Source organism: Enterobacter sp. S-33 (assembly GCF_028735835.1).
Lineage (GTDB): Bacteria > Pseudomonadota > Gammaproteobacteria > Enterobacterales > Enterobacteriaceae > Enterobacter > Enterobacter vonholyi.
In genome coordinates this window covers 2,106,473-2,130,243 of record NZ_CP117838.1, presented here as the reverse complement: position 1 = coordinate 2,130,243, position 23,771 = coordinate 2,106,473, and the positions used below count along the sequence as shown (strand labels likewise).

General features: G+C 55.5%; 28 protein-coding genes. 14 read left to right on the top strand and 14 right to left on the bottom strand.

The window, feature by feature from the left end; translation table 11 throughout:
* The 3 genes from PUP35_RS10115 to PUP35_RS10105 are packed head-to-tail and all read right to left on the bottom strand — an operon-like array spanning position 1 to position 2,407.
* A complete protein-coding gene (locus PUP35_RS10115; protein WP_115874990.1) occupies positions 1 to 1,260 on the bottom strand; it encodes an NAD(P)/FAD-dependent oxidoreductase in 1,260 nt (419 codons plus the stop codon).
* Positions 1,257 to 1,976, bottom strand: a complete 720-nt coding sequence (locus tag PUP35_RS10110) for an SDR family NAD(P)-dependent oxidoreductase (protein ID WP_127730732.1) — start codon at positions 1,974 to 1,976, stop codon at positions 1,257 to 1,259. Before PUP35_RS10110 ends, PUP35_RS10115 begins: the two co-directional genes overlap by 4 nt.
* Complete coding sequence (locus tag PUP35_RS10105) at positions 1,973 to 2,407, bottom strand: nuclear transport factor 2 family protein (protein WP_008502330.1); 435 nt, start codon at positions 2,405 to 2,407, stop codon at positions 1,973 to 1,975. Before PUP35_RS10105 ends, PUP35_RS10110 begins: the two co-directional genes overlap by 4 nt.
* Positions 2,408 to 2,664: 257 nt before the next feature.
* Between PUP35_RS10105 and PUP35_RS10100 the strand changes: the two genes are divergently transcribed.
* A complete protein-coding gene (locus PUP35_RS10100; RefSeq protein WP_023311615.1) occupies positions 2,665 to 2,862 on the top strand; it encodes a hypothetical protein in 198 nt (65 codons plus the stop codon).
* Position 2,863: 1 nt separating this feature from the next.
* Positions 2,864 to 3,652, top strand: a complete 789-nt coding sequence (locus tag PUP35_RS10095) for a hypothetical protein (RefSeq protein ID WP_274243071.1) — start codon at positions 2,864 to 2,866, stop codon at positions 3,650 to 3,652.
* A 67-nt stretch (positions 3,653 to 3,719) separates the two neighbouring features.
* Here the strand turns inward: PUP35_RS10095 and PUP35_RS10090 are convergent, their stop codons facing one another.
* The gene (locus tag PUP35_RS10090) at positions 3,720 to 4,121 is read right to left on the bottom strand and encodes a VOC family protein (protein WP_223582177.1); all 402 of its coding nucleotides are present in this window, start codon (positions 4,119 to 4,121) and stop codon (positions 3,720 to 3,722) included.
* Between the two features lie 69 nt (positions 4,122 to 4,190).
* Positions 4,191 to 4,529 (bottom strand): winged helix-turn-helix transcriptional regulator, encoded by a 339-nt coding sequence (locus tag PUP35_RS10085; RefSeq protein WP_115874985.1) that lies wholly within the window; start codon positions 4,527 to 4,529, stop codon positions 4,191 to 4,193.
* A 90-nt stretch (positions 4,530 to 4,619) separates the two neighbouring features.
* On the opposite strand from PUP35_RS10085, the gene PUP35_RS10080 reads away from it, so the two are divergent.
* Positions 4,620 to 5,399, top strand: a complete 780-nt coding sequence (locus PUP35_RS10080; protein WP_049121983.1) for an SDR family oxidoreductase — start codon at positions 4,620 to 4,622, stop codon at positions 5,397 to 5,399.
* 49 nt (positions 5,400 to 5,448) lie between these two features.
* Here the strand turns inward: PUP35_RS10080 and PUP35_RS10075 are convergent, their stop codons facing one another.
* Entirely contained in the window at positions 5,449 to 6,027 is a 579-nt protein-coding gene (locus tag PUP35_RS10075) for a TetR/AcrR family transcriptional regulator (protein ID WP_136194816.1), read from the bottom strand.
* 103 nt (positions 6,028 to 6,130) lie between these two features.
* On the opposite strand from PUP35_RS10075, the gene PUP35_RS10070 reads away from it, so the two are divergent.
* Entirely contained in the window at positions 6,131 to 6,598 is a 468-nt protein-coding gene (locus tag PUP35_RS10070; protein ID WP_111964691.1) for a nuclear transport factor 2 family protein, read from the top strand.
* Positions 6,599 to 6,637: 39 nt separating this feature from the next.
* Here PUP35_RS10070 and PUP35_RS10065 read toward each other — a convergent pair whose 3' ends face one another.
* The 3 genes from PUP35_RS10065 to PUP35_RS10055 form a co-directional block, all read right to left on the bottom strand.
* On the bottom strand, positions 6,638 to 7,177 hold the full coding sequence (locus PUP35_RS10065; RefSeq protein WP_274243070.1) for an ester cyclase: 540 nt from the start codon (positions 7,175 to 7,177) through the stop codon (positions 6,638 to 6,640).
* Positions 7,178 to 7,242: 65 nt separating this feature from the next.
* Positions 7,243 to 7,962 carry an SDR family oxidoreductase gene (locus PUP35_RS10060; RefSeq protein WP_274243069.1) on the bottom strand — a complete coding sequence of 240 codons (720 nt, stop codon included), beginning with the start codon at positions 7,960 to 7,962 and terminating at the stop codon, positions 7,243 to 7,245.
* On the bottom strand, positions 7,959 to 9,074 hold the full coding sequence (locus PUP35_RS10055; RefSeq protein WP_274243068.1) for an alkene reductase: 1,116 nt from the start codon (positions 9,072 to 9,074) through the stop codon (positions 7,959 to 7,961). The genes PUP35_RS10060 and PUP35_RS10055 overlap by 4 nt, the downstream gene beginning before the upstream one ends.
* A 99-nt stretch (positions 9,075 to 9,173) precedes the next feature.
* Between PUP35_RS10055 and PUP35_RS10050 the strand changes: the two genes are divergently transcribed.
* The 7 genes from PUP35_RS10050 (at position 9,174) to PUP35_RS10020 (ending at position 17,231) form a co-directional block, all read left to right on the top strand.
* Entirely contained in the window at positions 9,174 to 10,085 is a 912-nt protein-coding gene (locus tag PUP35_RS10050) for a LysR family transcriptional regulator (RefSeq protein WP_115874979.1), read from the top strand.
* A gap of 132 nt (positions 10,086 to 10,217) precedes the next feature.
* A complete protein-coding gene (locus PUP35_RS10045; RefSeq protein ID WP_115874978.1) occupies positions 10,218 to 10,832 on the top strand; it encodes a TetR/AcrR family transcriptional regulator in 615 nt (204 codons plus the stop codon).
* A 74-nt stretch (positions 10,833 to 10,906) separates the two neighbouring features.
* Positions 10,907 to 12,016 carry an efflux RND transporter periplasmic adaptor subunit gene (locus PUP35_RS10040; RefSeq protein WP_274243067.1) on the top strand — a complete coding sequence of 370 codons (1,110 nt, stop codon included), beginning with the start codon at positions 10,907 to 10,909 and terminating at the stop codon, positions 12,014 to 12,016.
* Positions 12,013 to 15,102 carry an efflux RND transporter permease subunit gene (locus tag PUP35_RS10035; protein ID WP_274243066.1) on the top strand — a complete coding sequence of 1,030 codons (3,090 nt, stop codon included), beginning with the start codon at positions 12,013 to 12,015 and terminating at the stop codon, positions 15,100 to 15,102. The genes PUP35_RS10040 and PUP35_RS10035 overlap by 4 nt, the downstream gene beginning before the upstream one ends.
* A 34-nt stretch (positions 15,103 to 15,136) precedes the next feature.
* Entirely contained in the window at positions 15,137 to 15,730 is a 594-nt protein-coding gene (locus PUP35_RS10030; RefSeq protein WP_111964699.1) for a TetR/AcrR family transcriptional regulator, read from the top strand.
* 74 nt (positions 15,731 to 15,804) lie between these two features.
* Positions 15,805 to 16,404, top strand: coding sequence for an NAD(P)H-dependent oxidoreductase (locus PUP35_RS10025; protein ID WP_274243065.1), 600 nt, complete (start codon positions 15,805 to 15,807; stop codon positions 16,402 to 16,404).
* Positions 16,405 to 16,688: 284 nt separating this feature from the next.
* Positions 16,689 to 17,231 carry a cysteine hydrolase family protein gene (locus PUP35_RS10020; RefSeq protein WP_274243064.1) on the top strand — a complete coding sequence of 181 codons (543 nt, stop codon included), beginning with the start codon at positions 16,689 to 16,691 and terminating at the stop codon, positions 17,229 to 17,231.
* A 65-nt stretch (positions 17,232 to 17,296) separates the two neighbouring features.
* Here PUP35_RS10020 and PUP35_RS10015 read toward each other — a convergent pair whose 3' ends face one another.
* The gene (locus PUP35_RS10015; protein WP_274243063.1) at positions 17,297 to 17,773 is read right to left on the bottom strand and encodes a WbuC family cupin fold metalloprotein; all 477 of its coding nucleotides are present in this window, start codon (positions 17,771 to 17,773) and stop codon (positions 17,297 to 17,299) included.
* A gap of 136 nt (positions 17,774 to 17,909) precedes the next feature.
* A complete protein-coding gene (locus tag PUP35_RS10010) occupies positions 17,910 to 18,695 on the bottom strand; it encodes a phosphotransferase family protein (protein ID WP_274243062.1) in 786 nt (261 codons plus the stop codon).
* 183 nt (positions 18,696 to 18,878) lie between these two features.
* Between PUP35_RS10010 and PUP35_RS10005 the strand changes: the two genes are divergently transcribed.
* The gene (locus tag PUP35_RS10005; protein ID WP_274243061.1) at positions 18,879 to 19,349 is read left to right on the top strand and encodes a hypothetical protein; all 471 of its coding nucleotides are present in this window, start codon (positions 18,879 to 18,881) and stop codon (positions 19,347 to 19,349) included.
* A 47-nt stretch (positions 19,350 to 19,396) separates the two neighbouring features.
* Here PUP35_RS10005 and PUP35_RS10000 read toward each other — a convergent pair whose 3' ends face one another.
* Together PUP35_RS10000 and PUP35_RS09995 are read right to left on the bottom strand one after the other, a co-directional pair.
* The gene (locus tag PUP35_RS10000; protein WP_127730698.1) at positions 19,397 to 20,320 is read right to left on the bottom strand and encodes a LysR substrate-binding domain-containing protein; all 924 of its coding nucleotides are present in this window, start codon (positions 20,318 to 20,320) and stop codon (positions 19,397 to 19,399) included.
* Positions 20,321 to 20,344: 24 nt separating this feature from the next.
* Positions 20,345 to 20,881 (bottom strand): MarR family winged helix-turn-helix transcriptional regulator, encoded by a 537-nt coding sequence (locus PUP35_RS09995; RefSeq protein ID WP_274243060.1) that lies wholly within the window; start codon positions 20,879 to 20,881, stop codon positions 20,345 to 20,347.
* A gap of 133 nt (positions 20,882 to 21,014) precedes the next feature.
* Between PUP35_RS09995 and PUP35_RS09990 the strand changes: the two genes are divergently transcribed.
* The gene (locus tag PUP35_RS09990) at positions 21,015 to 22,172 is read left to right on the top strand and encodes an MFS transporter (protein ID WP_271367813.1); all 1,158 of its coding nucleotides are present in this window, start codon (positions 21,015 to 21,017) and stop codon (positions 22,170 to 22,172) included.
* 82 nt (positions 22,173 to 22,254) lie between these two features.
* Positions 22,255 to 22,692, top strand: a complete 438-nt coding sequence (locus tag PUP35_RS09985; protein ID WP_274243059.1) for a VOC family protein — start codon at positions 22,255 to 22,257, stop codon at positions 22,690 to 22,692.
* Positions 22,693 to 22,799: 107 nt separating this feature from the next.
* Here the strand turns inward: PUP35_RS09985 and PUP35_RS09980 are convergent, their stop codons facing one another.
* The gene (locus PUP35_RS09980; protein WP_271367811.1) at positions 22,800 to 23,693 is read right to left on the bottom strand and encodes a LysR family transcriptional regulator; all 894 of its coding nucleotides are present in this window, start codon (positions 23,691 to 23,693) and stop codon (positions 22,800 to 22,802) included.
* Positions 23,694 to 23,771: the final 78 nt, after the last annotated feature.

The window sequence follows — 23,771 nt, the reverse complement described above, 5'->3', positions numbered from 1 at the left end:
TTAGTTCCCCTCTCCGGCCGCTATCGCATTGACCACGTCCAGCGCGCTGCGCACGCCATCCTCATGAAAACCGTTGTACCAGTAGGCCCCGCAGTACCAGCTCCGGTTATGACCGTTGATCTCGCCGCGCCGCGCCTGCGCCCGCCAGCTTTGCGGGTTAAACAGCGGATGTTCATAAACGAAGCGTTGCAGAACGAAGCGTTCATCTACCGGTGCGTCAGGGTTCAGGGTGACGCAGAACAGCGGACTGCCCGCAGGCAGCCCCTGCAGAATGTTCATGTTGTAGGTAACACAGGCGCTGGCCTGCTCCTGCGCGCTCAGGCGGTAGTTCCAGCTCGCCCACGCCCGCGGCCGCACCGGCAGCCAGCGCGGGTCGCTGTGCAACACCACCTCGTTGCGCTGCCAGCCAATATCGCCCAGCACCTCGCGCTCTGCGGAGGTGGGATCGTCAAGCATCGCCAGAGCACTGGCGGAGTGGCAGGCAAAAATCACCCGATCGAAAGTATGGCTGCCGTTTTCAAGCTGAAGCGTAACCCCGTCCTCGTGGCGGCTCACCCGCTGCACCGGTGAATTGAGATGCAGCGTCAGCCGATCGCCTAATTTGTCCAGCATCGCACGGATATACTCTCGCGAGCCGCCCGGCACAACGTACCACTGCGGGCGATGGGTGATATCCAGCAGCCCGTGATTCTGGAAGAAACGTAAGAAAAGCGGCAGCGGGAAGCGCTTCATCTCCTGCAGCGAGGATGACCAGATGGCGGCTCCCATCGGCAAAATATAGTGGCGCGCAAAAAACGGCGTAAAGCCGTGCTGGTCCAGAAACGTCTGCAGCGTGGCGTTCGGGTCCACCACCCCATCCAGCGCCTGTTTTGCCAGACGATTGAAGCGGACGATCTCGCCAAGCAGACGCCAGAACGCCGGATTCACCAGGTTGCGACGCTGGGCAAACAGCGACGTCAGGGTGTGACCGTTGTACTCCAGCCCCGTTTCGGGGTTGTGTACCGAAAAGCTCATCTGCGTTTTATGCCCGCTGATGCCCAGCTCGCTGAGCAGGCCCATAAAGCGCGGATAGGTGCGGTCGTTGTAGACGATAAAACCGGTATCGATCGCGTATGTGCCCTGGGGCGTCGTCACGTCAACCGTTGCGGTATGGCCGCCCGGTGTGGATCCCGCTTCAAACAGGGTCACCTGATGATGCCCGGCCAGGCGCCAGGCGCAGGTCAGTCCGGCAATGCCGCTGCCGATAATTGCAATGTTCATGAACGCACCATCCTGCGCAGCAGCGTGCGCTGTAGAAACGCAGGCAGCCCGGAGAGCAGCCGCAAAATGAAGCCAAACCCGGACGGAAACGCGATGTGCATTTTCCCAGCCGCCAGCCCGATACGGATCGCCTTCACCGCCTCGTCGACGGTCACCCTGCCCGGCATGGCGAAATCGTTTTTTTGCGTCAGGGGCGTATCGACAAAGCCCGGGGAAACAACCGTCACGGCAATGCCTTTTGGCTCCCAGTCCAGGCGCAGGCTTTCGGCAAACCAGCTCAGCGCGGCTTTAGACGCGCCATAGGCCTCAGCACGCGGGAAGGGAAGCCAGTGGGCCATCGAACTCACCAGCACCACGCGGTTACCGGCAACCAGCTGCGGCTGTAGCGCCTCAAGGCAGTTCACCGGCCCGAGGAAATTGGTGTTCATGACCCGCTCTACCAGCGCTGCGTCCACCACGCCCTGGTCGAGATATTCGCAGGTTCCGGCGCAGAGAATAATCAGATCGGCGTAACTGCCGGTCAGCGCCTGGCGACAGGCGTCCCGGTCCGTCATATCGAACAGACGAACGGTAAGATTGGGGCAGGTCTGATGCAGCGCTTCCAGACGCGCCGGATCGCGCCCGCAGGCAATCACATGGTAGCCGTCAGCGGCAAAGGATTTTGCCAGCCCGGCGCCAATGCCCGAGCTTGCGCCGGTAATCAGCACCGTCTTCATGATTTAACCCTCCGCTTCACGCCGCGTACCGCCCAGCCCAGCAGAGGGAGATGTTCGTAGATCATCTCTCCCGCATCGTAGTAGTCGCGTTGGTGCGTGATGAGATCGTTTTCCGTCTCCACCACCGAGCACCCCGGCAGATCGAGCGGCTCACCTCCGGCAATGCGCGGATGCGACCAGTGCATCACCCAGGTGACAACAAACCGGTTCCCACTGCACAGCGGCGGATCGATAGAAAAACGGCAGTTCTCGACGTTGGCCAGCAAATGGGTGAAATAGCGCTGAAGCGCAAAGATACCGTCATGCTCGCCGAACGGATCGACAAGTGTGGCATTTGAATGGTAAAGCCCGACCAGCGCGGACGGCGGCTGGCTATCCAGTGCGGCGTAGTACTCAACAAACCGACTCACGACAGAGGGCAAAGTGCTCATGGGTCACATCCTGGCTGTAAACAACGTGGCGTAATCGCATACTTAAAACTTACACAATTAACGTTATTTGTCCAAGTTTGTGCAAATTTATTTTTTATTACTTATAAATATCAACAACTTGATAACTCAATCATTTGACGTTTTTGTAGGCCGGGTAAGGCGTAGCCGCTACCCGGCTTTCACTTTCAGGTTATCCTTAAGGCAAATTCAGCGGTCATCTTCCAGGCTTATCCTTTTTATTCATAAGGATGCCTGACATGAAACGTTTCTTTCTCTCCCTTTTCTCCAGCCCGGAATCCTTACTGCAGGTGATGAGCCAGCAGGAAATTATTGAAGCCGTCGAAGATGGCGACCGCATCATTATCGACCAGGACGGGAACGCCTCCGTTAACTACAAAAGCAATGAGGTGCGGCAGGATTTTCTGCGTCACGTCAACATGCTGAAGAGGGCCTGATATGGGAACGGCGATATTTATGGTGCTGATGGTCTGCGGGTACTGGTACACCAGCCGCGACCTGTCGACCCGCTTTAAAATCAAGCGTTCCTTCGGCTGGGACGTCTATTTTCTCGTTGCACTTTACGGCTGTATTTTCGTTTTGCAGGGGGTGATTGCTACGGGGCTGCTCTGGCTGCTGCTGCTCGCCCTTTCCGCCGCCAATAACGCTTTTCACTTTGCCTCACCGAAATACACCGACTGGCAAATCGACTTTATGAACTGGAGTTTTTTGGGCATTCAGGCGCCGGTTGTCGTGATGCTGGCGTTCGCCATCCTGTTTTGCCTCTACCGCTCTAACTGGGCAGGCAGCGCCAGGCTGGACGGCGAAAGCCGGAAAAAGCTCTACAAACGTCTGGCGCAGTCGAGCGGTATCGAACAGCTGCTATACCAGTGTATGGAACAAGGCGAGCTGGCGCAGGTCACGCTCCGCTCGAGGCGGATATACGTGGGTATGATCCACACCGCGACGCTGGAGTATGAAAAAACGGCCAATATCGTGCTGATCCCGATGTTGAGCGGGTACCGGGATGCGAATACGATGAACCTGCGCATCGAGAATAATTACAGCAGGTGGTATGCGGAGCATGACATTACGCTCGACTCTGAACCCCGCAGCGCCATGTCATTCCGCAAGGTGATTTTACTCAATCAGATTGAGAGCATCTCGCTGTTCGATCCCGCAAGCGCCAGCGCGCTGTCGCTGGCACAGCGGGACGAGGGCCCTGGCCCTAAAGAGACATCCCCATAATTTTGAGTACGCTCTGCTGGGAAGCGTACAGGACAAAAGGCGAATGACACATCATTTGCGGTGGTATTCACGGTTGCGCAGTCTGATAAAGATCCCAGCGGTTGCCGTAAATATCTTCAAACACCACCACCGTACCGTACTCTTCCTCACGAGGTTCTTCGCAGAAATGAACGCCTTTTGCCTTCATGGCATGGTAATCGCGCCAAAAATCATCCGTCTGAAGGAACAGGAAAACTCTGCCGCCGCATTGATTACCGATAAAACCTTCCTGCCTCTCGTTAGAGGCACGAGCCAGCAGGATATTGCAGTCGCTTTCCGGGTTGGGTGAGACGACTACCCAGCGTTTCCCCGGTTGCGGCGTATCCTCTACGAGGGTAAACCCCAGCTTATCTGTGTAGTACTCAATGGCACGATCGTAGTCATCAACCACAATAGCCACGCAGCCAAGGCATCGTTTCTGTGTTCTCATTTTTTCGTTTCCTTTGCACAAATGGGTTACGGATAACGCTATTCCATTGAAGCGTGCTGACCGCCAGGCTTACAGGCTTGCGTAAGCCTCACGTTTTTCTGCCCATTTCAGCATGGCATCAAGCGCCGGACATAATGCCTGCCCCCAATCGGTGAGGCGATACTCTACTTTCGGTGGCACTTGAGGGTAAACCATCCGCGAAACGATACCGTCGGACTCGAGTTGTCGAAGTTGCTGCGCCAGCATCTTTTGGGAAATACCGGGGATCAGTTTTTCGAAATCAGAATAGCGCTGCACTTTTCCGTCGAAAAGATGAAAAAGAATAATTAATTTCCAGCGCCCTTCCAGCAACCGTAATACTTGCTCCACGCCGCTTGCGGCAGATTCCGGACTATATAACTTACTCATAATTTAGTAACTCACTTTTTCGTGCGTACTTGTCAATTACTCAGTCTAGGTTGAATATACCTGTACTGTAAATAATGGGAGCGAAAGTCCATGTCATTAGATATTGATTTTAAAGGCAAGCGCGTGCTTGTTACCGCTGGCACGAAAGGGCTCGGCAAAGCAGTCGTCGGACTTTTAAAACAACTCGGTGCAACGGTATTTACCACGGCGCGCCACGATCCAGACGTAAATATCGCGGATACTTTCGTAGCCGCTGATCTTACTACGGTCGCTGGATGTGCCTCAGTCGCATCCGCAGTGCAGGAACAGATGGGAGGTGTCGACGTAATTATCCATGTTGCAGGCGGTTCAACCTCACCCGGTGGCGGTTTTGCTGCACTTGGCGAAGACGAGTGGCAGCAGGAGCTCAATCTTAATTTGTTACCTGCAGTACGCTTAGATCGCGCCCTGCTTCCCGGAATGCTTGAGCAGGGAAATGGGGTGATTATTCACGTGACGTCTATCCAGCGCGAACTGCCTTTACCGGATTCAACAACGGGTTATGCGGCGGCTAAGGCAGCCCTCTCAACCTACAGTAAAAGTCTTTCAAAGGAAGTCTCGCCGAAAGGTGTTCGGGTGGTGCGCGTTGCCCCCGGCTGGATCGAAACTGAAGCGGCAGTGGCACTGGCGGAGAGACTGGCAAAGCAGGCAGGAACAGACTATGAAGGTGGCAAACAGATCATTATGAAGGCGTTAGGTGGAATACCGCTCGGACGCCCTGCCCGACCGATTGAGGTTGCCAACCTCATCGTCTTCCTCGCTTCATCGCATGCTGCGAGTATCACAGGTACTGAATTTGTGATTGATGGCGGCACCATTCCAACAGTGTAACGCGGATGCTTAATCGACCTGGTGCAAGAGTTGATTAAGCACCGGAATCTCACTGGCCGGTCAGTTCCGCTAAGACCCTTTTTAACGCATTTATTATCGTTTCTGTATCCATGCCCATTTGCGCATGAATAATTGCGCCGTCAATGAGCAACATGATTTCATTGACGACGCGCTCATCAGCAATCTTCGTCAGCAACGCAATAATCTTCTTTGTTTCGATTTTATGATCGCGGCAAATCTCTTTTATTTCGCTTTCAATCTCTTCGGATTTGGCTTCCGCGCTGGCGTTAATAAACGCGCAGCCGTGGAACTCGGGCGAAATAAACCATTCATAAAGGGTAGCCGATAGAGCGTCCGCAGGCGTCTGGCCTTCAACGAGATGTCGACGAAGCGTGGCCTCAAACCAGTTAATCCATATTTCATGTCGATAGTGTAAATAGGCGAGAATAAGCAAGCTCTTACTCGGAAAATGGCGATAAAACGTCACCTTAGTCACTTTCGATGCTTTAATCAGCGTGTCCACCCCCGTCGCCCTGAAGCCAGTGGAATAAAAAAGATCGTGCGCCGTGAGTAATATTTTATCTCTGACGCTGATTTTTGTCTCGTTACCTGCGGGTTCGGTTTTCATTTTTTCGACAGTCTCAAAAAGAGTGTTGACAGCGTTATTTTTCAGACATAGATTACCGTAAGTAGACAGACCTGTCTACATAAATCACACTGAGGTAATCGCCATGAACACTCGTCCTCCTTTACCGCCGTTCACTCGTGAAAGCGCCATCGAAAAAGTCAGGCTGGCAGAAGATGGCTGGAACAGCCGCGATCCGGCGAAAGTCGCGCTTGCCTATACGCTGGACACCCAATGGCGTAACCGCGCAGAGTTCGCAACCAACCGTGAAGAAGCCCAGGCGTTTCTGGAGCGGAAATGGAAAAAAGAGCTGGAGTATCGTCTGATTAAAGAGCTCTGGGCATTTACGGATAACCGGATCGCGGTGCGCTATGCCTATGAATGGCATGATGATTCCGGCAACTGGTTCCGCTCTTACGGCAATGAAAACTGGGAGTTTGAGCCGGACGGCCTGATGAAGCGCCGCTTTGCCTGCGTAAACGATATGCCGATAAAAGAATCCGAGCGGCTGTTCCACTGGCCGCTGGGCAGACGCCCGGACGATCACCCTTCGCTGAGCGATCTTGGCTTATAGGATTTTCGCATCACTCCGGGCCGCCCCGGAGTGGTGACTTTACAGCGCGCCGAGCTGTTTCATCAGCGTCAGGTTGTCCTCAATGTGCCAGTTTGCCGCAATCTTACCGTCAGCGACTTCATAAATATCGGTGGCGATAAAATCTATTTTCTGCCCCTGTCCTTTCAGCTTGCCAAATGTCCCGGTGAAAGTGCCGTGAAAATGTAGATGCGAAACCACGCGATCGCCTGAAATAATCATTTGCTCAACGTCACAACGCAAATCAGGCACGGCTGTCCGAAACGCCCTGGAAGCTAGAATAGCGCCCTCGGGACCTTGCTTACGTCCTTCCGGGGGCGTTTTATCAATAAAGTTTACTGCCAGGGCATCACGCGCCAGAGTTTCATTACCGGTGTTCCAGAACGTGGAATATTTTCTGGCAGCGGCTTCATTCGCCTTTAATTGTGCCTGTGACAGACTGTTGTCCACAATAAGCTGTTTCGGCTGCAGCCATTCCCCCTGCGAGGAAATAGCATTGCCCGACAGACCGGCAAAAATAAGCGCCGCGATAGCGGGACGAAAACACGTCGTATATTTCATGTTGTTTCTCAATAGAGTATTACGTCACCCGCAGACGAAGACCTGCGGACCAATTTAAATGAGGGTCAGTTAATTAACGCCCCGCCCTCAATATCAATAATCGACCCCGTGACAAAGGGATTATCAATGGCGAAAAGATACCCCTGCGCGATGTCCTCCGCCCTTCCCCAGGCCTTGGCTGGCAGGGTTTCCGCCGCGCCGACGAGCATTTTTTCCCGCGCGGCGGCGTCCATCCCCGCATACGCTTCCGTGTCGGTCAGCCCCGGACTGACGACGTTGACGCGCAGCGGTGAAAGCTCTTTCGCCAGCACTTTTGTCGCAGCCTCAATGGCGGCATTCATCGTTGTTTTTACGATGGCGCCCGCCACGGTGCGGCGCGCCACGAAACCGCTGGTGAACGTCAACGTACCGCGGGGGGCAATATTCCCGCTGAGATAGCGGGCGACATTGAGGCTTCCCCAGAATTTTGTATCAAAGGCCTGCCTTGCCGCACGGAGATCCAGTCCGGAAAGCAACCCGCCCGGCGCCTGTGAACCCGCCGTGACGACAACATTATTGACCTCGCCCAGCGTTTCACCGAGCGCAACAAGCTCTTCCTCACGGCTGATGTCCAGCACGAGGGTGTGAACGGACGCGGCGTGGGCGCTCAGCCGCTGTCGCGCGGCGTCCAGTTTTGCGCTGTTGCGTCCGGCAAGAATAATCTCCTCACCGCGCCCGGCAAGCAGGCTGCCCAAGGCGAAACCGATGCCGGAACCGCCACCGATAATTAAAGTTTTACGGGTCATAATGTTTCCTCCTGTAGAGCGTACGTTGGGTAATCGGTATATCCCGTGCCGGTACCGCCAAACAGCGTGGCGGGGTCGCGCACCTGGGCAAGAGGCAGCTGGTTTGCCAGCCGGTGGGGCAAATCGGGGTTGGCAATAAACGGACGGCCGAAGGCAATCAAATCGGCATAGCCGGCAGCAAGGATCTTTTCAGCTTTATCAAGGTCATAGTTACCCGCGACGATAAGAGTTCCGCTAAAGGTCTCGCGAAGGGACTGACGGAAACGCTCGGGTACCTGAGGGGCATCATCCCAGTCGGCTTCCGCCAGGTGGATGAATGCAATACCTTTTTGTTCACACCAGGCCGCAAGCGCAAGTATGGCTTCAGAGACCTGCGGGTCGTTCATCCCGCGCTGGGTAATAAATGGGGAAAGGCGGATGCCCGTGCGCTCGTGACCAATGGCCTCGGCAATGGCGCTTAACACCTCCTGGGCAAAACGGATGCGGTTCACCAGCGTACCGCCGTACTCATCCGTGCGATTGTTGGAGGTTTGGCGCAGGAACTGGTCTATCAGATACCCGTTTCCGCCGTGGACCTCGACACCATCAAACCCGGCCTGAACGGCATTCAAAGCGGCCTGGCGATAGTCCGCGACGATGTTCTGAATGTCCTTGCGCGAGAGTGTTCTCGGCTGCGGGCAGTCAACCATCTGGCCTTCCCCACGCTCATTCACCACCCACACCTGCGCATCCGGGGCCAGCGCTGACGGGGCGACGGGCTGACCATCCTGGTGAAAACTGGCGTGCGACATTCGCCCGACGTGCCAGAGTTGCGAAAAAATCACTCCGCCCGCCTGATGCACGGCGCCCGTCGTGAGTTGCCATCCCGAAACCTGTTCAGGCGAATGGATGCCGGGTGTCCATGAGTATCCCTGGCCCTGAGGCGAAATCTGCGTGGCTTCCGTGATGATTAATCCCGCGCTGGCACGCTGCCGGTAATACTCTGCCATCAGCGCGGAGGGGATATTTCCCGGCTGAAGGGAGCGCGCGCGGGTCATCGGCGCCATGACGATACGATTTTTCAGGTCCAGCGAACCCAGCCTGTAGCGTTCAAAAAGTGAGGTACGTTGCATGATTTTATCCCTTATGGTTTGGATAAAATCACTTTACAGTCCGCATCTGATTTTGATAATTACGCTAAAAGCAGATGCACTTTTCGGAAAATATGAATAATGGGTAAACTCGAAGACATGGCTTTACTGGTGGAAGTTGCCGAGGCCGGAAGTCTTTCCGCCGCCGGACGACGCCTGTCGCTTTCCCCCGCGACCATGACGGCCAGGCTGAAGGCGATTGAGGAGCGTTACCAGACGCGCCTGTTTCACCGCTCAACGCGATCCCTCACCCTGACCCGCGCCGGGGAAGAGTTTTACCATGCCGCGCTGCGCGTGCTGGAAGAGATGCATCATGCCGAGTCGTTACTGACGCAAAAAGAGGGCGTGCTCAGCGGCAATATTCGCCTTTCCGCGCCCTCGGATTTTGGCAGACAGTATCTTAGCCCCGCCGTCATTGATTTTTCCCGGCGCCATCCTGACGTTAAATTTTTCATTTCGTTAAGAGAACACGTTGAGGATCTGGTCGCTAACCGGCTGGATATGAGCGTGCGTTTTGGCAACCTGCCGGACAGCAGTCTTGTTGTCAGAAACATCCGCCCGAACCGTCGGGTGCTGGTTGCCTCCGGGGCGTATCTTAACGACCACGGCGTCCCCGCCACGTTTGCCGATTTAGCCCGGCACCGGTGCCTGGCGCTGGAATCGCAGGGCGTGGTGATGAATGAATGGCGCTTTGAAACTAATGGTGAGGAAAGCATTGTTCGCGTTGAGCCCGCCATGGTGTGCGACGACGGAGCATTGCTTCGTCAGTGGGCGCTCAGCGGAGCGGGCATCGCGGGGAAATCGTGGTGGGACGTCAAAGACGACGTTGAAACCGGAAGGCTCACGGTGCTGTTTGCCGACAGCTTCACCGGGTTTAGCCGATACGATCGCAAAGATGTCGGGCTGCAGCTTGTTTACCCCCAGCGCAAACTGCAGCCGCTTCAGGTCACGGCGTTTAGCCAGTTTTTTCTCGACTGGCTTAAAAAACATTAACGTAAAAACAGTGATACACTTACTCCACCTGGCCGATTGTCCCGTCTTTACGGCGTAAGGCAGCACAACAGTAACCAAAGTACAATATGGTCACTCGTTGCCAACCCTGGCCCGTCACGCTAAGCTTACATAATGACTAAAACTATGAACGCCCCATCAATACGTGGTCCACTTGACCATTCTGTCAGAGAGCAAATCGTCGAAGCGGCCTTTGAGCACTTCGGTCACTACGGCTATGAAAAAACCACCGTCGCCGAGCTGGCTAAATCCATAGGTTTTTCAAAATCCTACATTTATAAGTTTTTCGATTCTAAACAGGCTATTGGCGAGGTGATCTGCGCTAACCGCCTGGAGCTGATCATGGCGGCGGTGCTTTCCGCCATTGAGGATGCGCCGTCAGCAAGCGAAAAACTCCGCCGTCTTTTCAAGGCGCTCACCGAGGCCGGAAGCGAGCTGTTTTTCCACGATCGTAAGCTTTACGACATCGCCGCCGTCGCCGCGCGCGAGCAGTGGCCGTCGACAGAGCGGTATGCAGAAAGCCTGATGAAGCTGATTGAGAGCATCATTATCGAAGGCAGGCAGGCCGGAGAGTTTGAAAGAAAAACGCCGCTGGATGAGGTCACTCAGGCTATCCACATGGTGATGTGTCCTTTTATTAATCCCGTTCAGCTGCAGTACAATCTCGAAATGGCTCCCACCGCGGCGGTGCTTCTCTCTTCACTCATTTTAAGAAGCCTTGCCCCCTAATTTGTGACCATTGACATTTTTGGTCACTAGTCAGAGAATGCGGAAACCGTCCTGTTACGTCGAAAAGGTTTCCCATGCTCAGGCTCACTTCAGCCCGCGTTGCCGTTTGTCTCCTGCCGTTTGCCCTGGTGGCATGCGGCGATATTTCCGCAAGTGACGATCCGCGTACAAAGCCACCGCTTGTCCGATCCGCATCCGTCGAGCTTGCGAACAATAGCGCCCGCACCTTCACGGGCGTGGTGGTCGCAAGAACGCAAAGCGATTTAGGTTTCAGAGTTCAGGGCAAAATCCTTGAGCGACTGGTTGATACGGGCCAGACCGTCAAACAGGGTCAGCCCTTGCTGCGCCTGGATCCGGTTGACCTGAAATTACAGGCTCAGGCGCAGCAGCGCGCGGTGGATGCGGCCCAGGCGCGGGCGAGAAAAGCCACCAGCGATGAGGCGCGCTATCGCGGACTTGTGGCGTCCGGCGCCGTTTCTGCCTCAGAGTACGATCAGATTAAAGCGGCGGCCGATACGGCCAGGGCGGATCTCAGCGCCGCCCGCGCGCAGGCCAACGTGGCGCAAAACGCCACGGGATATGCCGTCCTGCTGGCGGATTCAGACGGCGTGGTGATGGAGACGCTCGCCGAGCCGGGTCAGGTCGTCAGTGCCGGACAGGTGACGATCAGGCTCGCCAGAGCGGGACAGCGTGAAGCGCTCGTGCAGCTTCCGGAAACATTGCGCCCTGCCGTCGGCAGCGAAGCGCAGGCCACGCTTTATGGCAATGAAAAACACCCGGTCACCGCAACGCTTCGCCTGCTGTCTGACTCGGCCGATGCCGCGACCCGCACGTATGAAGCCCGCTACGTGCTGGATGGCCTGCTGGCGAACGCGCCGCTGGGGGCGACCGTCACGCTGAACATTCAGGACAATAAAGCGGAAGGTCAGATCATGCAGGTCCCGCTGGCCTCACTCTATGATGCAGGAAAAGGTCCCGGCGTCTGGCGCATTTCCGCCCAGCCCGCAAAGGTCGCATGGACGCCCGTCAAGGTGCTGAGCGTGAGTGAAGATGCCGTGCAGGTCACGGGCGGCGTGAAGCCCGGTGAGAAGATTGTTGCGCTAGGCGCACATCTTCTGCACGAAGGTGAGGTCGTCAGACTCGCGAAACAACGCAATAACGCCCTGGCGGAGAACACGCCATGAGCGGAAGCCGCTTCAACCTGTCCGCGCTGGCCGTCCGCGAACGTTCCATCACGCTGTTTCTGATCGTTCTGGTGACGATTGCCGGAATTTACGCCTTCTTTGGGCTCGGCCGCGCGGAAGATCCGCCCTTCACGGTAAAGCAAATGACGGTGATAACCGTCTGGCCGGGTGCGACCGCGCAGGAGATCCAGGATCAGGTCGCGGAGCCGCTGGAAAAGCGCCTGCAGGAACTCAAGTGGTATGACCGTACCGAAACCTATACCCGCCCCGGCATGGCATTTATCACGCTGTCGTTGCAGGACAAAACCCCGCCAGCCGAAGTGCAGGAGGAGTTCTATCAGGCGCGTAAAAAGCTTGGAGATGAATCGCAGCGTCTCCCGGCGGGCGTCATCGGCCCGATGATCAATGACGAATTCTCGGATGTCACCTTTGCCCTCTTTGCCCTGAAAGCAAAAGGCGAACCGCAGCGGCAGCTGGTACGCGATGCCGAAGGCCTGCGCCAGCAGCTTCTGCACGTTCCCGGCGTGAAGAAAGTGAACATTATCGGCGAACAGGCCGAGCGGATTTATGTCGCCTTCTCCCACGACCGTCTGGCGACGATAGGGCTCTCACCCCAGGATATTTTCAAGGCCCTCAACAGCCAGAACGCGTTGACCGCGGCGGGTTCGATTGAGACCCGAGGAGCGCAGATTTTTATCCGCCTTGACGGCGCGTTCGATGAACTGCAGAAAATCCGCGATACGCCTTTTGTCGCTCAGGGCAAAACCCTCAAGCTGTCCGATGTGGCAACGGTTGAGCGAGGCTACGAAGATCCCCCGACGATGCTGATACGCAATCAGCATGAACCCGCCCTTCTGCTGGGTATCGTAATGCGCGAAGGCTGGAACGGTCTGGCGCTGGGTAAAGCGCTGGATGCGGAAACGGCAAAAATTAATGATAGCCTGCCGCTTGGCATGTCCCTGACCAAAGTCACCGATCAGTCCGTCAATATTCGCTCGTCGGTCGATGAGTTCATGATCAAATTCTTTGTCGCACTGCTTGTGGTCATGGTGGTTTGTTTTGTCAGCATGGGCTGGCGCGTGGGGGTAGTCGTTGCGGCGGCGGTCCCGCTGACGCTGGCGGTCGTCTTCGTGGTGATGGAGGCCGCGGGAATAAACTTTGACCGCGTCACGCTGGGCTCCCTGATACTCGCCCTCGGCCTGCTGGTTGATGATGCCATTATCGCCATCGAAATGATGGTGGTGAAGATGGAGGAAGGTTACGACAGAATCAAAGCCTCAGCCTACGCCTGGAGCCATACCGCCGCGCCCATGCTGGCCGGAACCCTGGTGACGGCGATTGGCTTTATGCCGAATGGGTTTGCCCAGTCGACCGCCGGGGAATACACCAGCAATATGTTCTGGATTGTCGGCCTCGCCCTGATTGCATCGTGGTTTGTCGCGGTGGTGTTCACGCCCTATCTTGGGGTGAAGATCCTGCCGGCGATCCCCAAAGTAGAAGGGGGTCATGCCGCCATCTATAACACGCCCCGCTATAACCGTTTTCGCCAGCTGCTTGGCCGCGTAATCGCCAGAAAGTGGCGCGTGGCCGGCTCCGTGGTTGCCATTTTCATTCTGGCCGTGCTCGGCATGGGGCTGGTAAAAAAACAGTTTTTCCCGACCTCCGATCGCCCGGAAGTGCTGGTTGAAGTACAGATGCCCTACGGCACCTCGATTGCGCAAACCAGCGCCGCCACCGCAAAAATAGAAGCGTGGCTGGGCCAGCAGCCGGAAGCCAAAATCGTCACGGCCTATATTGGTCAGGGGTCGCCCCGTTTTTATCTGGCAATGGCGCCTGAACTGCCCGATCCCTCTTTTGCGAAAATCGTGATCCTGACGGACAGCGAGACGTCACGCGAGGCGCTTAAGTTCAGGCTCAGGGAGGCCGTCGCCAGCGGTCTTGCGCCCGAAGCCCGCGTGCGGGTGACGCAGCTGGTATTCGGCCCTTACTCGCCCTTCCCGGTTGCCTGGCGCGTGTCGGGGCCGGATGTCAAACAGGTGCAGGACATCGCCGAACGGGTGAAAGCCGTGCTCCAGGCAAGCCCGATGATGCGAACCGTCAACACCGACTGGGGGTCACGCGTTCCCGTCCTGCATTTCACTCTCGATCAAAACCGCCTGCAGGCGACCGGCTTAACCTCCAGCGCCGTTGCCGATCAGCTTCAGTTTCTGCTTTCAGGCGTGCCAGTCACCTCCGTGCGGGAAGATATTCGATCGGTAGACGTCATTGCCCGCGCGGCGGGCGATATCCGTCTTGACCCGGCAAAAATCGAAGGCTTTACCCTGGTCGGCAATGCGGGACAGCGCGTGCCGCTGTCTCAAATCGGCAAGATAGAGGTCGGCATGGAAGACCCGGTCCTGCGCCGTCGCGATCGCACCCCGACAATTACCGTGCGGGGCGATATTGCCGACAATCTTCAGCCACCGGACGTGTCGGTCGCCATCATGAAGCAGCTCCAGCCGATCGTTGATGCGCTGCCGGCCGGATACCGTATTGACATGGCGGGTTCGATTGAGGAATCGGGCAAAGCGACGCAGGCGATGTTACCGCTGTTCCCGATCATGATAGCCCTGACGCTGCTGATCATCATTTTGCAGGTGCGCTCACTCTCCGCGATGGTGATGGTGTTCTTAACCGCGCCGCTGGGGCTGATTGGCGTCGTGCCGACCCTGCTGATATTTAATCAGCCGTTTGGCATTAACGCGCTGGTCGGTCTGATCGCCCTTTCCGGCATTCTGATGCGCAATACGCTGATCCTGATCGGTCAAATCGATCATAACCAGAAGGACGGCCTCGAGCCGTTCCAGGCGGTGGTTGAAGCGACTGTCCAGCGCGCACGCCCGGTCTTACTGACCGCCATGGCGGCCGTGCTGGCGTTCATTCCCCTGACGCATTCGGTATTCTGGGGCACGCTGGCCTGGACGCTGATCGGTGGAACGCTGGGCGGGACGATTATTACGCTCGTCTTCCTGCCCGCGATGTATGCGATCTGGTTTCGGATCCGCCCCGCGGAACAACGCGTGCAGCACGTTGCTGAAAACTTGTAAACTACCATGAGTAGATAACACTTCTGAGGAAAGTATGGTTGTTAAGCGCTTAAGAAAAGAGGATCGCCGCGTGCAGCTGCTGGAGGTTGCGCGAGGGATCGTGCGTCAGCAAGGCACGGAGGCGCTGACGCTTGGCTACCTGGCCGAGCGGGCCAACGTGACCAAACCTATCCCCTACGACCACTTTGGCGATCGTGAAGGGTTGCTGATGGCGCTGTACAAGGATTATAGCGATCGGCAGCTGGCGAAATTCCGCGAGACGCTGGCGGTCGACAGCAAAACGCTGGAGAAGACGATCCGCTTTTTCAGCGCGGCCTATATCGACTGTGCGATTGCCGCCGGGCCTGAAACCGGGCCAATCGCCGCGGCGCTGTCCGGTTCTCGCGCGCTGCAGACGTTTCGGGAAGCATGCGTGGCCGAATGTGCCGACTGCCTGCGCACCGCGCTTTCCCCTTTTATCGTCTTAAAAGGCGTTCAGGGGGAAGCGGTACTGACGGCTATTATTGGCGCGGCGGAGGCGCTCAGCACCGCGGCGGGCAACGGCGTGCTCGCCCGGAACGTGGCGGAAGATACGCTCAGCGGCGCCATGACCGGGGTGCTGGAGACTTACGCGAATAGCACAAAATGATCGCCGGGGGCGGATTGACACCTAAGTTACCAATAGTAATATAGGCGTCACTTCTCCCCCATCTGGAGGTCGCTATGTCTGCAACACATTCCATTAAAAACGCGCTGATCGTGACGGCACACCCGATCGACAATTCGTTATCCCATACGCTGGCAGCCCGTATTGCCGGGAAATTACGCGAGGAAGGTACGCAGGTTGAGTTCGCCGATCTGCATGCTGAAGGGTTTAATCCGTCGATGACCCGCGCCGATCTTGATTTGTATCACGGCAATCCGAGCGCCCTTCCCGACGATATTCTGCGCGAGCAGCAGCGCGTCGAGCGCGCGGATATGCTGGTATTCGTCTTCCCGGTGTACTGGTGGTCGGTTCCCGCGCTGTTGAAAGGCTGGTTCGATCGCGTGTTAACCCTGAACTGGGCGTATAAGGTGGCCGACGACGGCCGGATTGTGGGCAACTTACGGGATGTTCCCGTCCGCCTGATTGCCACTGGCGGTAGCGATCGGACCGGATTTGATAAACACGGCTATTCGACGGCGATTCAGACGCAGATTATCGAAGGCGTATTTGGCTTCTGCGGGTTGAAGAACGTCAAGCTCGATATCCTTTACCAGTCAGACACGGCGACGCCTGAACAGGTTGAGGATTTCCTGAAAGGGCTCGGCAGTATTAAATAATATCAGCCATGCGCAACGCTAATGTTGCACCTACTGATGTTGGTGTATTGAAGAGAATCTCTTACCAACGCTATAACTGTACGCGATAGTTACGCTAACAGCGAAATAAACAAAGGTCATTGCATGTATCAGTCAGTTCAGCCAACAACCACCCTCACCACCACCGGAACCTTCGGCGGTGCGAGCGTATCTGTAGCAAACGACTGACAAACAGAACCTCACTCCCCGCCGACATGGACGGGGAAATCTCTCTCCGTTCACCACCCTCTGAATGGAGAAAGAAAATGGTTTCATCTGACAATGCTCTCTTGATTATCGACATGCAGCAGGGCCTCTTTCGGGGCCCGGTTTCCCCCAGTTCCGCCGATGCCGTTCTGGCCAATATCCGTCTGTTAATCAACAACGCGCGACACGCTCAGGCGCCCGTCTTTTTTGCCCGCCATATTGGACCAGATGATTCACCGCTCTCAGAGAAGGGGCCGTTAACACAGCTCATACCCGAGCTGGACGTCCAGGAGCAGGATGTGGTTTTCACCAAGCGCTATCCCAGCTGTTTTCGGGATACCGAATTGCTGCGAGAACTTATTCAGAGAGGCATCAAACAGCTGGTCATTGCCGGGATGAAAACAGAGTTTTGTGTCGATACGACCTGCCGGGCCGCACCGGAGCTGGGTTTCAGGACGGTATTGATTTCAGATGCGCATACCACAGTGGATAATGACTATTTATCCGCCAGCGATATTATCGCCCATCACAACAGCACTCTGGCAGGCCCGTTTGTGACGCTGTCGACTGCTCGTGACTGGCTTTTTAGTAAGGTGAGTTGACTCAGGTGAGCGCTTATCTCTTTGCCCGGCTCGCCTTTCCGCGCGCCGGGCACATAAGAGAATAATTACAGGGTAAACCCACCGTCACCCACCTGTGCCTGCGCGTACCATTTCATCAGTTTCCCGGTGCCGAGCTCGTTTTCTGCAGGTGACCATGGGGCGGTATCGTGCTCGGGCACGGGCTGATACCCCCCGTGCTTAACCTCAAAAATGACGCCGCCTTTATCCAGCGACAGCACGGCATGCCAGGTACCGGCATCCATCTCCAGCACCTTGCACTCTTCGCCTAATACGACGCGCCGGGTCACGCTACCGCTGTCATCAAAGTTCAACACCAGAAAGCGACCGCTCAGCGCCGTCAGCAGTTCAAAGGTGTGCGGATGGCGATGGGGACGAACATAGGTGCCGGGCTCCATTGCAATGGCCAGGCGCTGCACCGGGTCGCTAAGCTCAGGATGTAAATTGCGATGCGCGCGTAAGCGAGGGGAATTAGCCGCCTGCTCGCTTTGCTGCTGCAGGTCACTGAAAGTAATTTGTTTCATATACACCTTTGTGGATGGGATCAGCGGACGGCAACCCGATTGCCGCAGGACGTTATACCATCCTGAAAAGCCGATGAGCTATGGCGTTTGTGAAACAAAACGCTGCAACGTTTTGGCATGCTCTGTTACAGCGTGCTCAAAGCAGTGTGATGTACTCATCCAGCCAGCCGGGGAGATGTTCTCTGTACCAGCTCAGGTAGCGATGAAAATCACTCTTTTTCCTTTCGTGCAGAAGTAATACGACTTCAGTCACTATCCATGCCTTAGCGAGAGCAATCTCTCTGGCTAACCTGCCTGTGGCCAAATGCGTGGCAAAAACACAGTAGCGCTCGGCAAGCTCTGAAATGCTTTGTTTTGAGCCCATCCCCTTCACCAGCGGAGCAAGGTCAATGGCCGGGCTGCCTGTGCCGAACCTTTCCCAGTCGAAGAGCACCGCATCGCCGTTTTCTCTTCTGCCCCAGTTGCCCGCATTGGTATCACCAGAAATTAAACCTTCCTGACTAAACAAAACGCTGCCCGCCTGCTGAAAACATCGCATCTGCTGCTCGGCGCGGACGGGTAATTCCAAAAGAGATAAGGATTTTTCAAGCGCTGACTCAGACCAGGTATGGCTTTGATAAATCCATCCCGGTTCGGCAGGATAATCGTGAAGGCGGGAAAGTCGTTTCAGTATGTCGTCCCCTGTAACCTCTTCCTGGGAGATCTTATGAGGAACGTATTCGAGCGTCAGGCTGCGTCGATGGGTATCTGCGTGCAACAGTCGAGGGGATTCAATAACGCCACAGAGTGGATCTGCTGCATGTTCATAAAAGCTGTATTCAACATCACTAACAGGGCATTTCTCTATTACCTGGTTGCCATGTTGATCTGCAATCAATTGGACTTTTGCTGCCCCCATTCTGGACAGGTTTTCGCCAGCCATACCATCCTCAGCCACTCGTTTGGTTACAGAACGTAAGTATAGCGTGATGTGTCAACATTCGAGGTTGAGTAAAACTCACATTGATTCCCACTATTTATCGTTTTTAAAAAGTGATTGCCCTGAATACCATCCCCTCATCCCTGGGATAGAAAAAAAATATTACTAAGCTTGTATGGAGCACCTATGACTCTCGATGTTTTATTCCCTGTAATAAATATTATCTCGCCGCGTAAATTTAGCGGCGATGCAAATATGCATGAGTTAATAACATTACTTTCAGCAGAAAAAGAAAGTTCAGAAGCGCTTTCGCCTTTCTTGCATCGACTGCATCTTCTGTCTTTCGCCCAAAGCAATCCGGGTAACGCTGAAGAGTTGCTCTCAGCGCATTTGCCCAAAGAAGATGGTTTCCTTCCGCTGCTTGACTTTGCGGACTGGCCAAGGGTGCATTACGCCGCGTCAGGCGAAGTTCAGACGGCTGAATCTGAGGAGTACTTCCGTGAAATGACATCGGCTGCCAATCTGTTACGCTCTGCGCTGATCGAAGCTGAACGCGCAAAGGGAACGCCTGCGCTTTATATACTGGATAAATTACTCAACCTGAACAGCGCCCTGCCGGATAGATATAAAAAGATGGCAAATATCCCCTACGCATAAACACGTTCAATATGCGGAATATCTCGCAATTCATATTCCGCTATTTATTAAACCCGCTTTTCATTGAAATCAAGACAGACGATATCCAAAGAAGGCACCACAGGCGCATTAAGGTTAAGCCAGGCCAGCAACCGTTCAATGCTCTCTCCTCTGAGCGAATTTTTGGGCCAGACAAGATAGTAGCCGTCACCGGTTGCGATGGCTTCCCTGAAGGGCAATGCGAGCAGCCCGCTTTTCAGGGCTTCCAGCGTGAGTCGAAGATCGGCTATAGCAACACCATGTCCGTGCATGGCCGCAAGGCTTCCCTGCTCCAGGGTGTCGAACACGATCCCTCCACTCATGTCGAGTCCGGGGAATAAGCCCGTCCTTTTAAGCCAGCGTCGCCAGTCTCGTCGGTCCGGTGAGGGGTGGATAAGCTCGCACTGTGCAAGCTGATGCCGGGCAGACTCCAGCAAAGACGGGGTACAAACCGGAATAAGCCATTCACTGAAGAGCAGCCTGCTTTCTGTTGACTCGCCGAAATAGCCGTTACCGAGGAGGATCGCACAATCGTAAGGTTCCCGGCTGAAGTCAACCGTGTCGAAGTCCATCCAGACGCTGGCAATTTCGATTTTCGGCTTCGCATGGTTCTCGCGAAAGGATTTAAGCACATTCAGAAGCCATCGCATCGTCAGGGAGCTTGGTGCTTTGAGTCGCAGAAGGTGGTTTTCACTTTTAAATGCGCGACAGGCCCACTCAATATTCGAGAAACTTTCGCTAAGCTGACCGGCCAGAATACGCCCGGCGTCGCTGACCTCCACTCTCGGCCCCTGTCGTTTAAACAGCTCGCAGTCGAACCACATTTCTAGCGTCTGGACATGCCTGCTGACCGCACCCGGCGTGATATTCAGGACTTCAGCCGCTTTGCTGAAGGAGTTCAGCCGTGCGGCAACTTCAAAAGCGCGCAGCGCATACAGTGGCGGTAAAGACATACGTTCCCTTTCTGTAAGGTGTAATCATGCAGTTTTTGTATTATCGGCACTCAGTGACTTGTCGCCCAATTCCTCAGATGGGAACGTCAGCAGCAATTCCCTCAGCAGGGACTCTAGCTGCGCGCGCTGCGCGTCCGACAAGCTGCTCAGTAGCGCATTCTGCGTTTCCGTGTGCACGACCAGCGCCTGTTCGATAAGAGCCTGCCCGCGCGGCGTCAGGCTGACGAGCGAGCTGCGCTTGTCATCGGGATCGGCAATCCGCCTGATAAGCCCTTGTTGTTCAAGACGGTTGAGCCGGTTCGTCATCGCCCCGGAGGTGATCAACAGCGATATATACAGCTGCGTGGGCGAAAGGCAGTACGGCTCCCCGGCGCGACGCAGCGTGGCGAGGACGTCAAACTCGCCCTCGCGAAAGCCAAACTGCGCCATCGCCTCCGCCCATTCTTTTCCAAGATGCTTCATCAGCCGGAGCATTCGGCCAAAAATTTTCATCGACGAGGCGTCCAGCTCCGGCATGGCGCGGCCCCACTGGCCGACGACGAAATCTACATGGTCTTTCATTTTCACCTCTAATGGGGTGGGTATTTATCCTGTTGTGCGGTACATCTTACGCAAAAACACATTTTATCTTAACGTTAAGATAAATGCTCGCAGCGATTTGCCCGGGCCATTCACAACCGAAAAGGATCTCCTGTTGAAACGCACATCGCCTTTACTCTTCGCCGTTATCGCTTTTATCGTCGGGCTGAACCTGCGCCCCATTCTAGCCTCGGTCGGACCACTTTTCTCCGTGCTGCAGCGCGAAGCGGGACTGACCGCTACGCAATTTAGCCTGCTGACCACCCTGCCGGTGGCGATGATGGGACTGGCTGCCCTGTGTGGTCCCTGGCTTTTGGCCACAGTCGGAGCCGTACGGGGAATTATGTTCGGGCTGTTCATCCTGCTGGTAGCCTGCTTATTACGCGGTTTTAGCGCCTCACCGGAGAATCTTATGGGCACCGCGTTACTCGGCGGGGCCAGCATAGGCACTATCCAGGCGTTAATGCCCGCCCTGATAAAAAAGGAGTATACGCAAACGGCCAGCACGATTATGTCGCTATTCAGCACGGGCATTATGGCCGGAGCTGCTGTCGCCGCCGCCAGCGCCGAGCCGCTGTTTTCATGGCTCACGCTCAAGCCCGCACTGGCTATGGCAGGACTGTTAGCGCTGCTGGCGTTGATAATGTGGTTAACTCTGGTTAAGCATCCTCAGGGGGAAAAACCAGCACGCGAAACCGTTACGCTCTCGTCCTCCCGTACGTCACAACTGTTGCTCTTTTTCGGCGTGGGAACGGGAGCCTATACGCTGGTACTGGCCTGGCTGCCCCCGCTCTATATTCAGGCGGGATGGACCGCACGCAGCAGCGGCTACATGCTGGCCTGGCTGACGTTAACCGAGGTTGTTGCAGGGTTTGTCGTCTCCGCGCTGATTGGTAAATTCCCCGATCGCCGCGTGCCGCTGATCGCCGTATTGTTGCTGCTGCTGGCGGGACTCCTGTGCCTGGTCTTTTCGCCGGGTACAACGCCCGTCTTATCCACGCTGCTGCTTGGCACCGGGATCGGCGCCCTCTTCCCGCTGTCGCTTATCGTCACGTTCGATCATGCGCGAACGCCCGCGCAGGCCGGGAAGTTACTGTCTAAAGTTCAGGGAGGTGGATATATGATTGCCGCGCTTATGCCGTTAATTGCGGGGATCGTTCGCGACAGTTCGGTCTCGCTGACCAGCGCATGGTTGATCATGAGTGCGGGAGTCGTGCTGCTGATCGTCATCGCGCTGAATTTTAAACCCGTCGTGGACGTTCAGGCACGGTGAATGCGATACCAAAATTGAGAGTCGTATTTCAGCCGATCGTGAGATAATTTCAGGGTGAATTTCACCTCATTCAGGAGTGGATATGTTGCAGACGTTACCGGGTATTGATGTCTTGTTCGTCGCCGGGTTCGGGCCCATATCGCGGGATACGGAGTCCAGCGCCGCGTTTTATGTCCAGACACTCGGCCTTCCGCTGAGGCCGATGGAGGGGAACAGCGAATATCTGCTCACTGAAGAGGGCCAGCTGGAAGGCGTGAAGCATTTTGCCGTCTGGCCGCTCGCACAGGCGGCTGCGTCCTGTTTTGGAGAAGAACTGTGGCCCACGGAGCACTCGATACCGCAGGGATGGATTGAGTACGAAGTACAGGATCTGGACTCGGCTACCCGCGTTCTGAGCGAAAAAGGCTATCGGTTGCTGGTGGCTAACCGTATAGAGCCGTGGGGGCAAACCGTCACTCGCCTGCTCAGCCCGGAAGGTTTGCTTACCGGGCTGACGATTACGCCGTGGCTGCGGGGGTAATGGGTTTTATCCTGGCGCGATGCAGACTTGGATGAGGATAATGTCTGCTTTGAGCGAAATGTGGACATTGTGGCCTTATCACTCTCTGCAAAATTTAAACTTAACATTCATGGCATAAGTCTATTCAGCGAAGACTTTAAAGCATCTAGAAAGACAGTAACGCGGCATGGCAGATAGCGCTTTGTCGGAAACAGCGCCCATATTGCCAGCATGTGGCATTCCGCATCACTAAGTGTTATTTCGACGAGTTCTCCGGTTGCCAGTTCAGAGTGAATATCTGCTTTTGTTAGTTGTGCCAGGCCCGCTCCGGCCTTACACATACTTCGGACACCTTCTACATTGTTACAAATGAACCGTGGCTCAAATAAATGACTGAGTAGGTTCTCATCTTTCACAAATGTCCACTGAGACACCATTGCCGTTCTCAAACACTGATGATTGGTCAGTTCTGCAAAAGTGGTGGGAATCCCGTGCTGGGACAGATAAGCAGGTGAGGCGCAGAGGACCCGGGGGTTGCTGCTGAGTCTATGGGCAATCAGGTTCGAATCCCTGAGCGGGGCAACCCTGATGGCCACATCGTATCCCTGACCAACGATATCCACCACGTCATCGCTGAGGTTAAGGTCGATTTTCATCTTCGGATTCCGTTCCATGAGTTCAGGCAGCAGGGGAAGTATGTAACGGCGGCCGATGCCGGAGGGTGCCGTGATCCTCAAGAGGCCTGTTGCCCCGCCAGCGTCCTCGCTGAATATAATCCGCGCGCCCTGCTCTGCTTCCATCATGGTTCTGGCATAGGGAAGAAATTCTTCGCCCTCGCTGGTCAGCGACACCGCGCGTGTCGTGCGCTGAAACAGACGCGCACCTAAATCCTTTTCCAGCTGGGCGAGATGTCGCGACACGCTCATCGCGCTCATGCCAAGTCTGCGTGCGGCCTGAGAAAGATTGCAGGTTTCCGCAAGAACGGTGAACAGTTCGACGTCCCGGAGATTCATTATATCCATTTCCGTTATACAGCGATGCATTTCTTACCAGTATAACGTTCCTGATAACGGCATTATAATTATTTTTATTATAATTGT

Excerpts from the sequence above, each read along its gene's own strand:
- PUP35_RS10115 (WP_115874990.1), bottom strand. The coding sequence starts at position 1,260 with ATGAACATTGCAATTATCGGCAGCGGCATTGCCGGACTGACCTGCGCC.
- PUP35_RS10110 (WP_127730732.1), bottom strand. The coding sequence starts at position 1,976 with ATGAAGACGGTGCTGATTACCGGCGCAAGCTCGGGCATTGGCGCCGGG.
- PUP35_RS10105 (WP_008502330.1), bottom strand. The coding sequence starts at position 2,407 with ATGAGCACTTTGCCCTCTGTCGTGAGTCGGTTTGTTGAGTACTACGCC.
- PUP35_RS10100 (WP_023311615.1), top strand. The coding sequence starts at position 2,665 with ATGAAACGTTTCTTTCTCTCCCTTTTCTCCAGCCCGGAATCCTTACTG.
- PUP35_RS10095 (WP_274243071.1), top strand. The coding sequence starts at position 2,864 with ATGGGAACGGCGATATTTATGGTGCTGATGGTCTGCGGGTACTGGTAC.
- PUP35_RS10090 (WP_223582177.1), bottom strand. The coding sequence starts at position 4,121 with ATGAGAACACAGAAACGATGCCTTGGCTGCGTGGCTATTGTGGTTGAT.
- PUP35_RS10085 (WP_115874985.1), bottom strand. The coding sequence starts at position 4,529 with ATGAGTAAGTTATATAGTCCGGAATCTGCCGCAAGCGGCGTGGAGCAA.
- PUP35_RS10080 (WP_049121983.1), top strand. The coding sequence starts at position 4,620 with ATGTCATTAGATATTGATTTTAAAGGCAAGCGCGTGCTTGTTACCGCT.
- PUP35_RS10075 (WP_136194816.1), bottom strand. The coding sequence starts at position 6,027 with ATGAAAACCGAACCCGCAGGTAACGAGACAAAAATCAGCGTCAGAGAT.
- PUP35_RS10070 (WP_111964691.1), top strand. The coding sequence starts at position 6,131 with ATGAACACTCGTCCTCCTTTACCGCCGTTCACTCGTGAAAGCGCCATC.
- PUP35_RS10065 (WP_274243070.1), bottom strand. The coding sequence starts at position 7,177 with ATGAAATATACGACGTGTTTTCGTCCCGCTATCGCGGCGCTTATTTTT.
- PUP35_RS10060 (WP_274243069.1), bottom strand. The coding sequence starts at position 7,962 with ATGACCCGTAAAACTTTAATTATCGGTGGCGGTTCCGGCATCGGTTTC.
- PUP35_RS10055 (WP_274243068.1), bottom strand. The coding sequence starts at position 9,074 with ATGCAACGTACCTCACTTTTTGAACGCTACAGGCTGGGTTCGCTGGAC.
- PUP35_RS10050 (WP_115874979.1), top strand. The coding sequence starts at position 9,174 with ATGGGTAAACTCGAAGACATGGCTTTACTGGTGGAAGTTGCCGAGGCC.
- PUP35_RS10045 (WP_115874978.1), top strand. The coding sequence starts at position 10,218 with ATGACTAAAACTATGAACGCCCCATCAATACGTGGTCCACTTGACCAT.
- PUP35_RS10040 (WP_274243067.1), top strand. The coding sequence starts at position 10,907 with ATGCTCAGGCTCACTTCAGCCCGCGTTGCCGTTTGTCTCCTGCCGTTT.
- PUP35_RS10035 (WP_274243066.1), top strand. The coding sequence starts at position 12,013 with ATGAGCGGAAGCCGCTTCAACCTGTCCGCGCTGGCCGTCCGCGAACGT.
- PUP35_RS10030 (WP_111964699.1), top strand. The coding sequence starts at position 15,137 with ATGGTTGTTAAGCGCTTAAGAAAAGAGGATCGCCGCGTGCAGCTGCTG.
- PUP35_RS10025 (WP_274243065.1), top strand. The coding sequence starts at position 15,805 with ATGTCTGCAACACATTCCATTAAAAACGCGCTGATCGTGACGGCACAC.
- PUP35_RS10020 (WP_274243064.1), top strand. The coding sequence starts at position 16,689 with ATGGTTTCATCTGACAATGCTCTCTTGATTATCGACATGCAGCAGGGC.
- PUP35_RS10015 (WP_274243063.1), bottom strand. The coding sequence starts at position 17,773 with ATGAAACAAATTACTTTCAGTGACCTGCAGCAGCAAAGCGAGCAGGCG.
- PUP35_RS10010 (WP_274243062.1), bottom strand. The coding sequence starts at position 18,695 with ATGGCTGGCGAAAACCTGTCCAGAATGGGGGCAGCAAAAGTCCAATTG.
- PUP35_RS10005 (WP_274243061.1), top strand. The coding sequence starts at position 18,879 with ATGACTCTCGATGTTTTATTCCCTGTAATAAATATTATCTCGCCGCGT.
- PUP35_RS10000 (WP_127730698.1), bottom strand. The coding sequence starts at position 20,320 with ATGTCTTTACCGCCACTGTATGCGCTGCGCGCTTTTGAAGTTGCCGCA.
- PUP35_RS09995 (WP_274243060.1), bottom strand. The coding sequence starts at position 20,881 with ATGAAAGACCATGTAGATTTCGTCGTCGGCCAGTGGGGCCGCGCCATG.
- PUP35_RS09985 (WP_274243059.1), top strand. The coding sequence starts at position 22,255 with ATGTTGCAGACGTTACCGGGTATTGATGTCTTGTTCGTCGCCGGGTTC.
- PUP35_RS09980 (WP_271367811.1), bottom strand. The coding sequence starts at position 23,693 with ATGGATATAATGAATCTCCGGGACGTCGAACTGTTCACCGTTCTTGCG.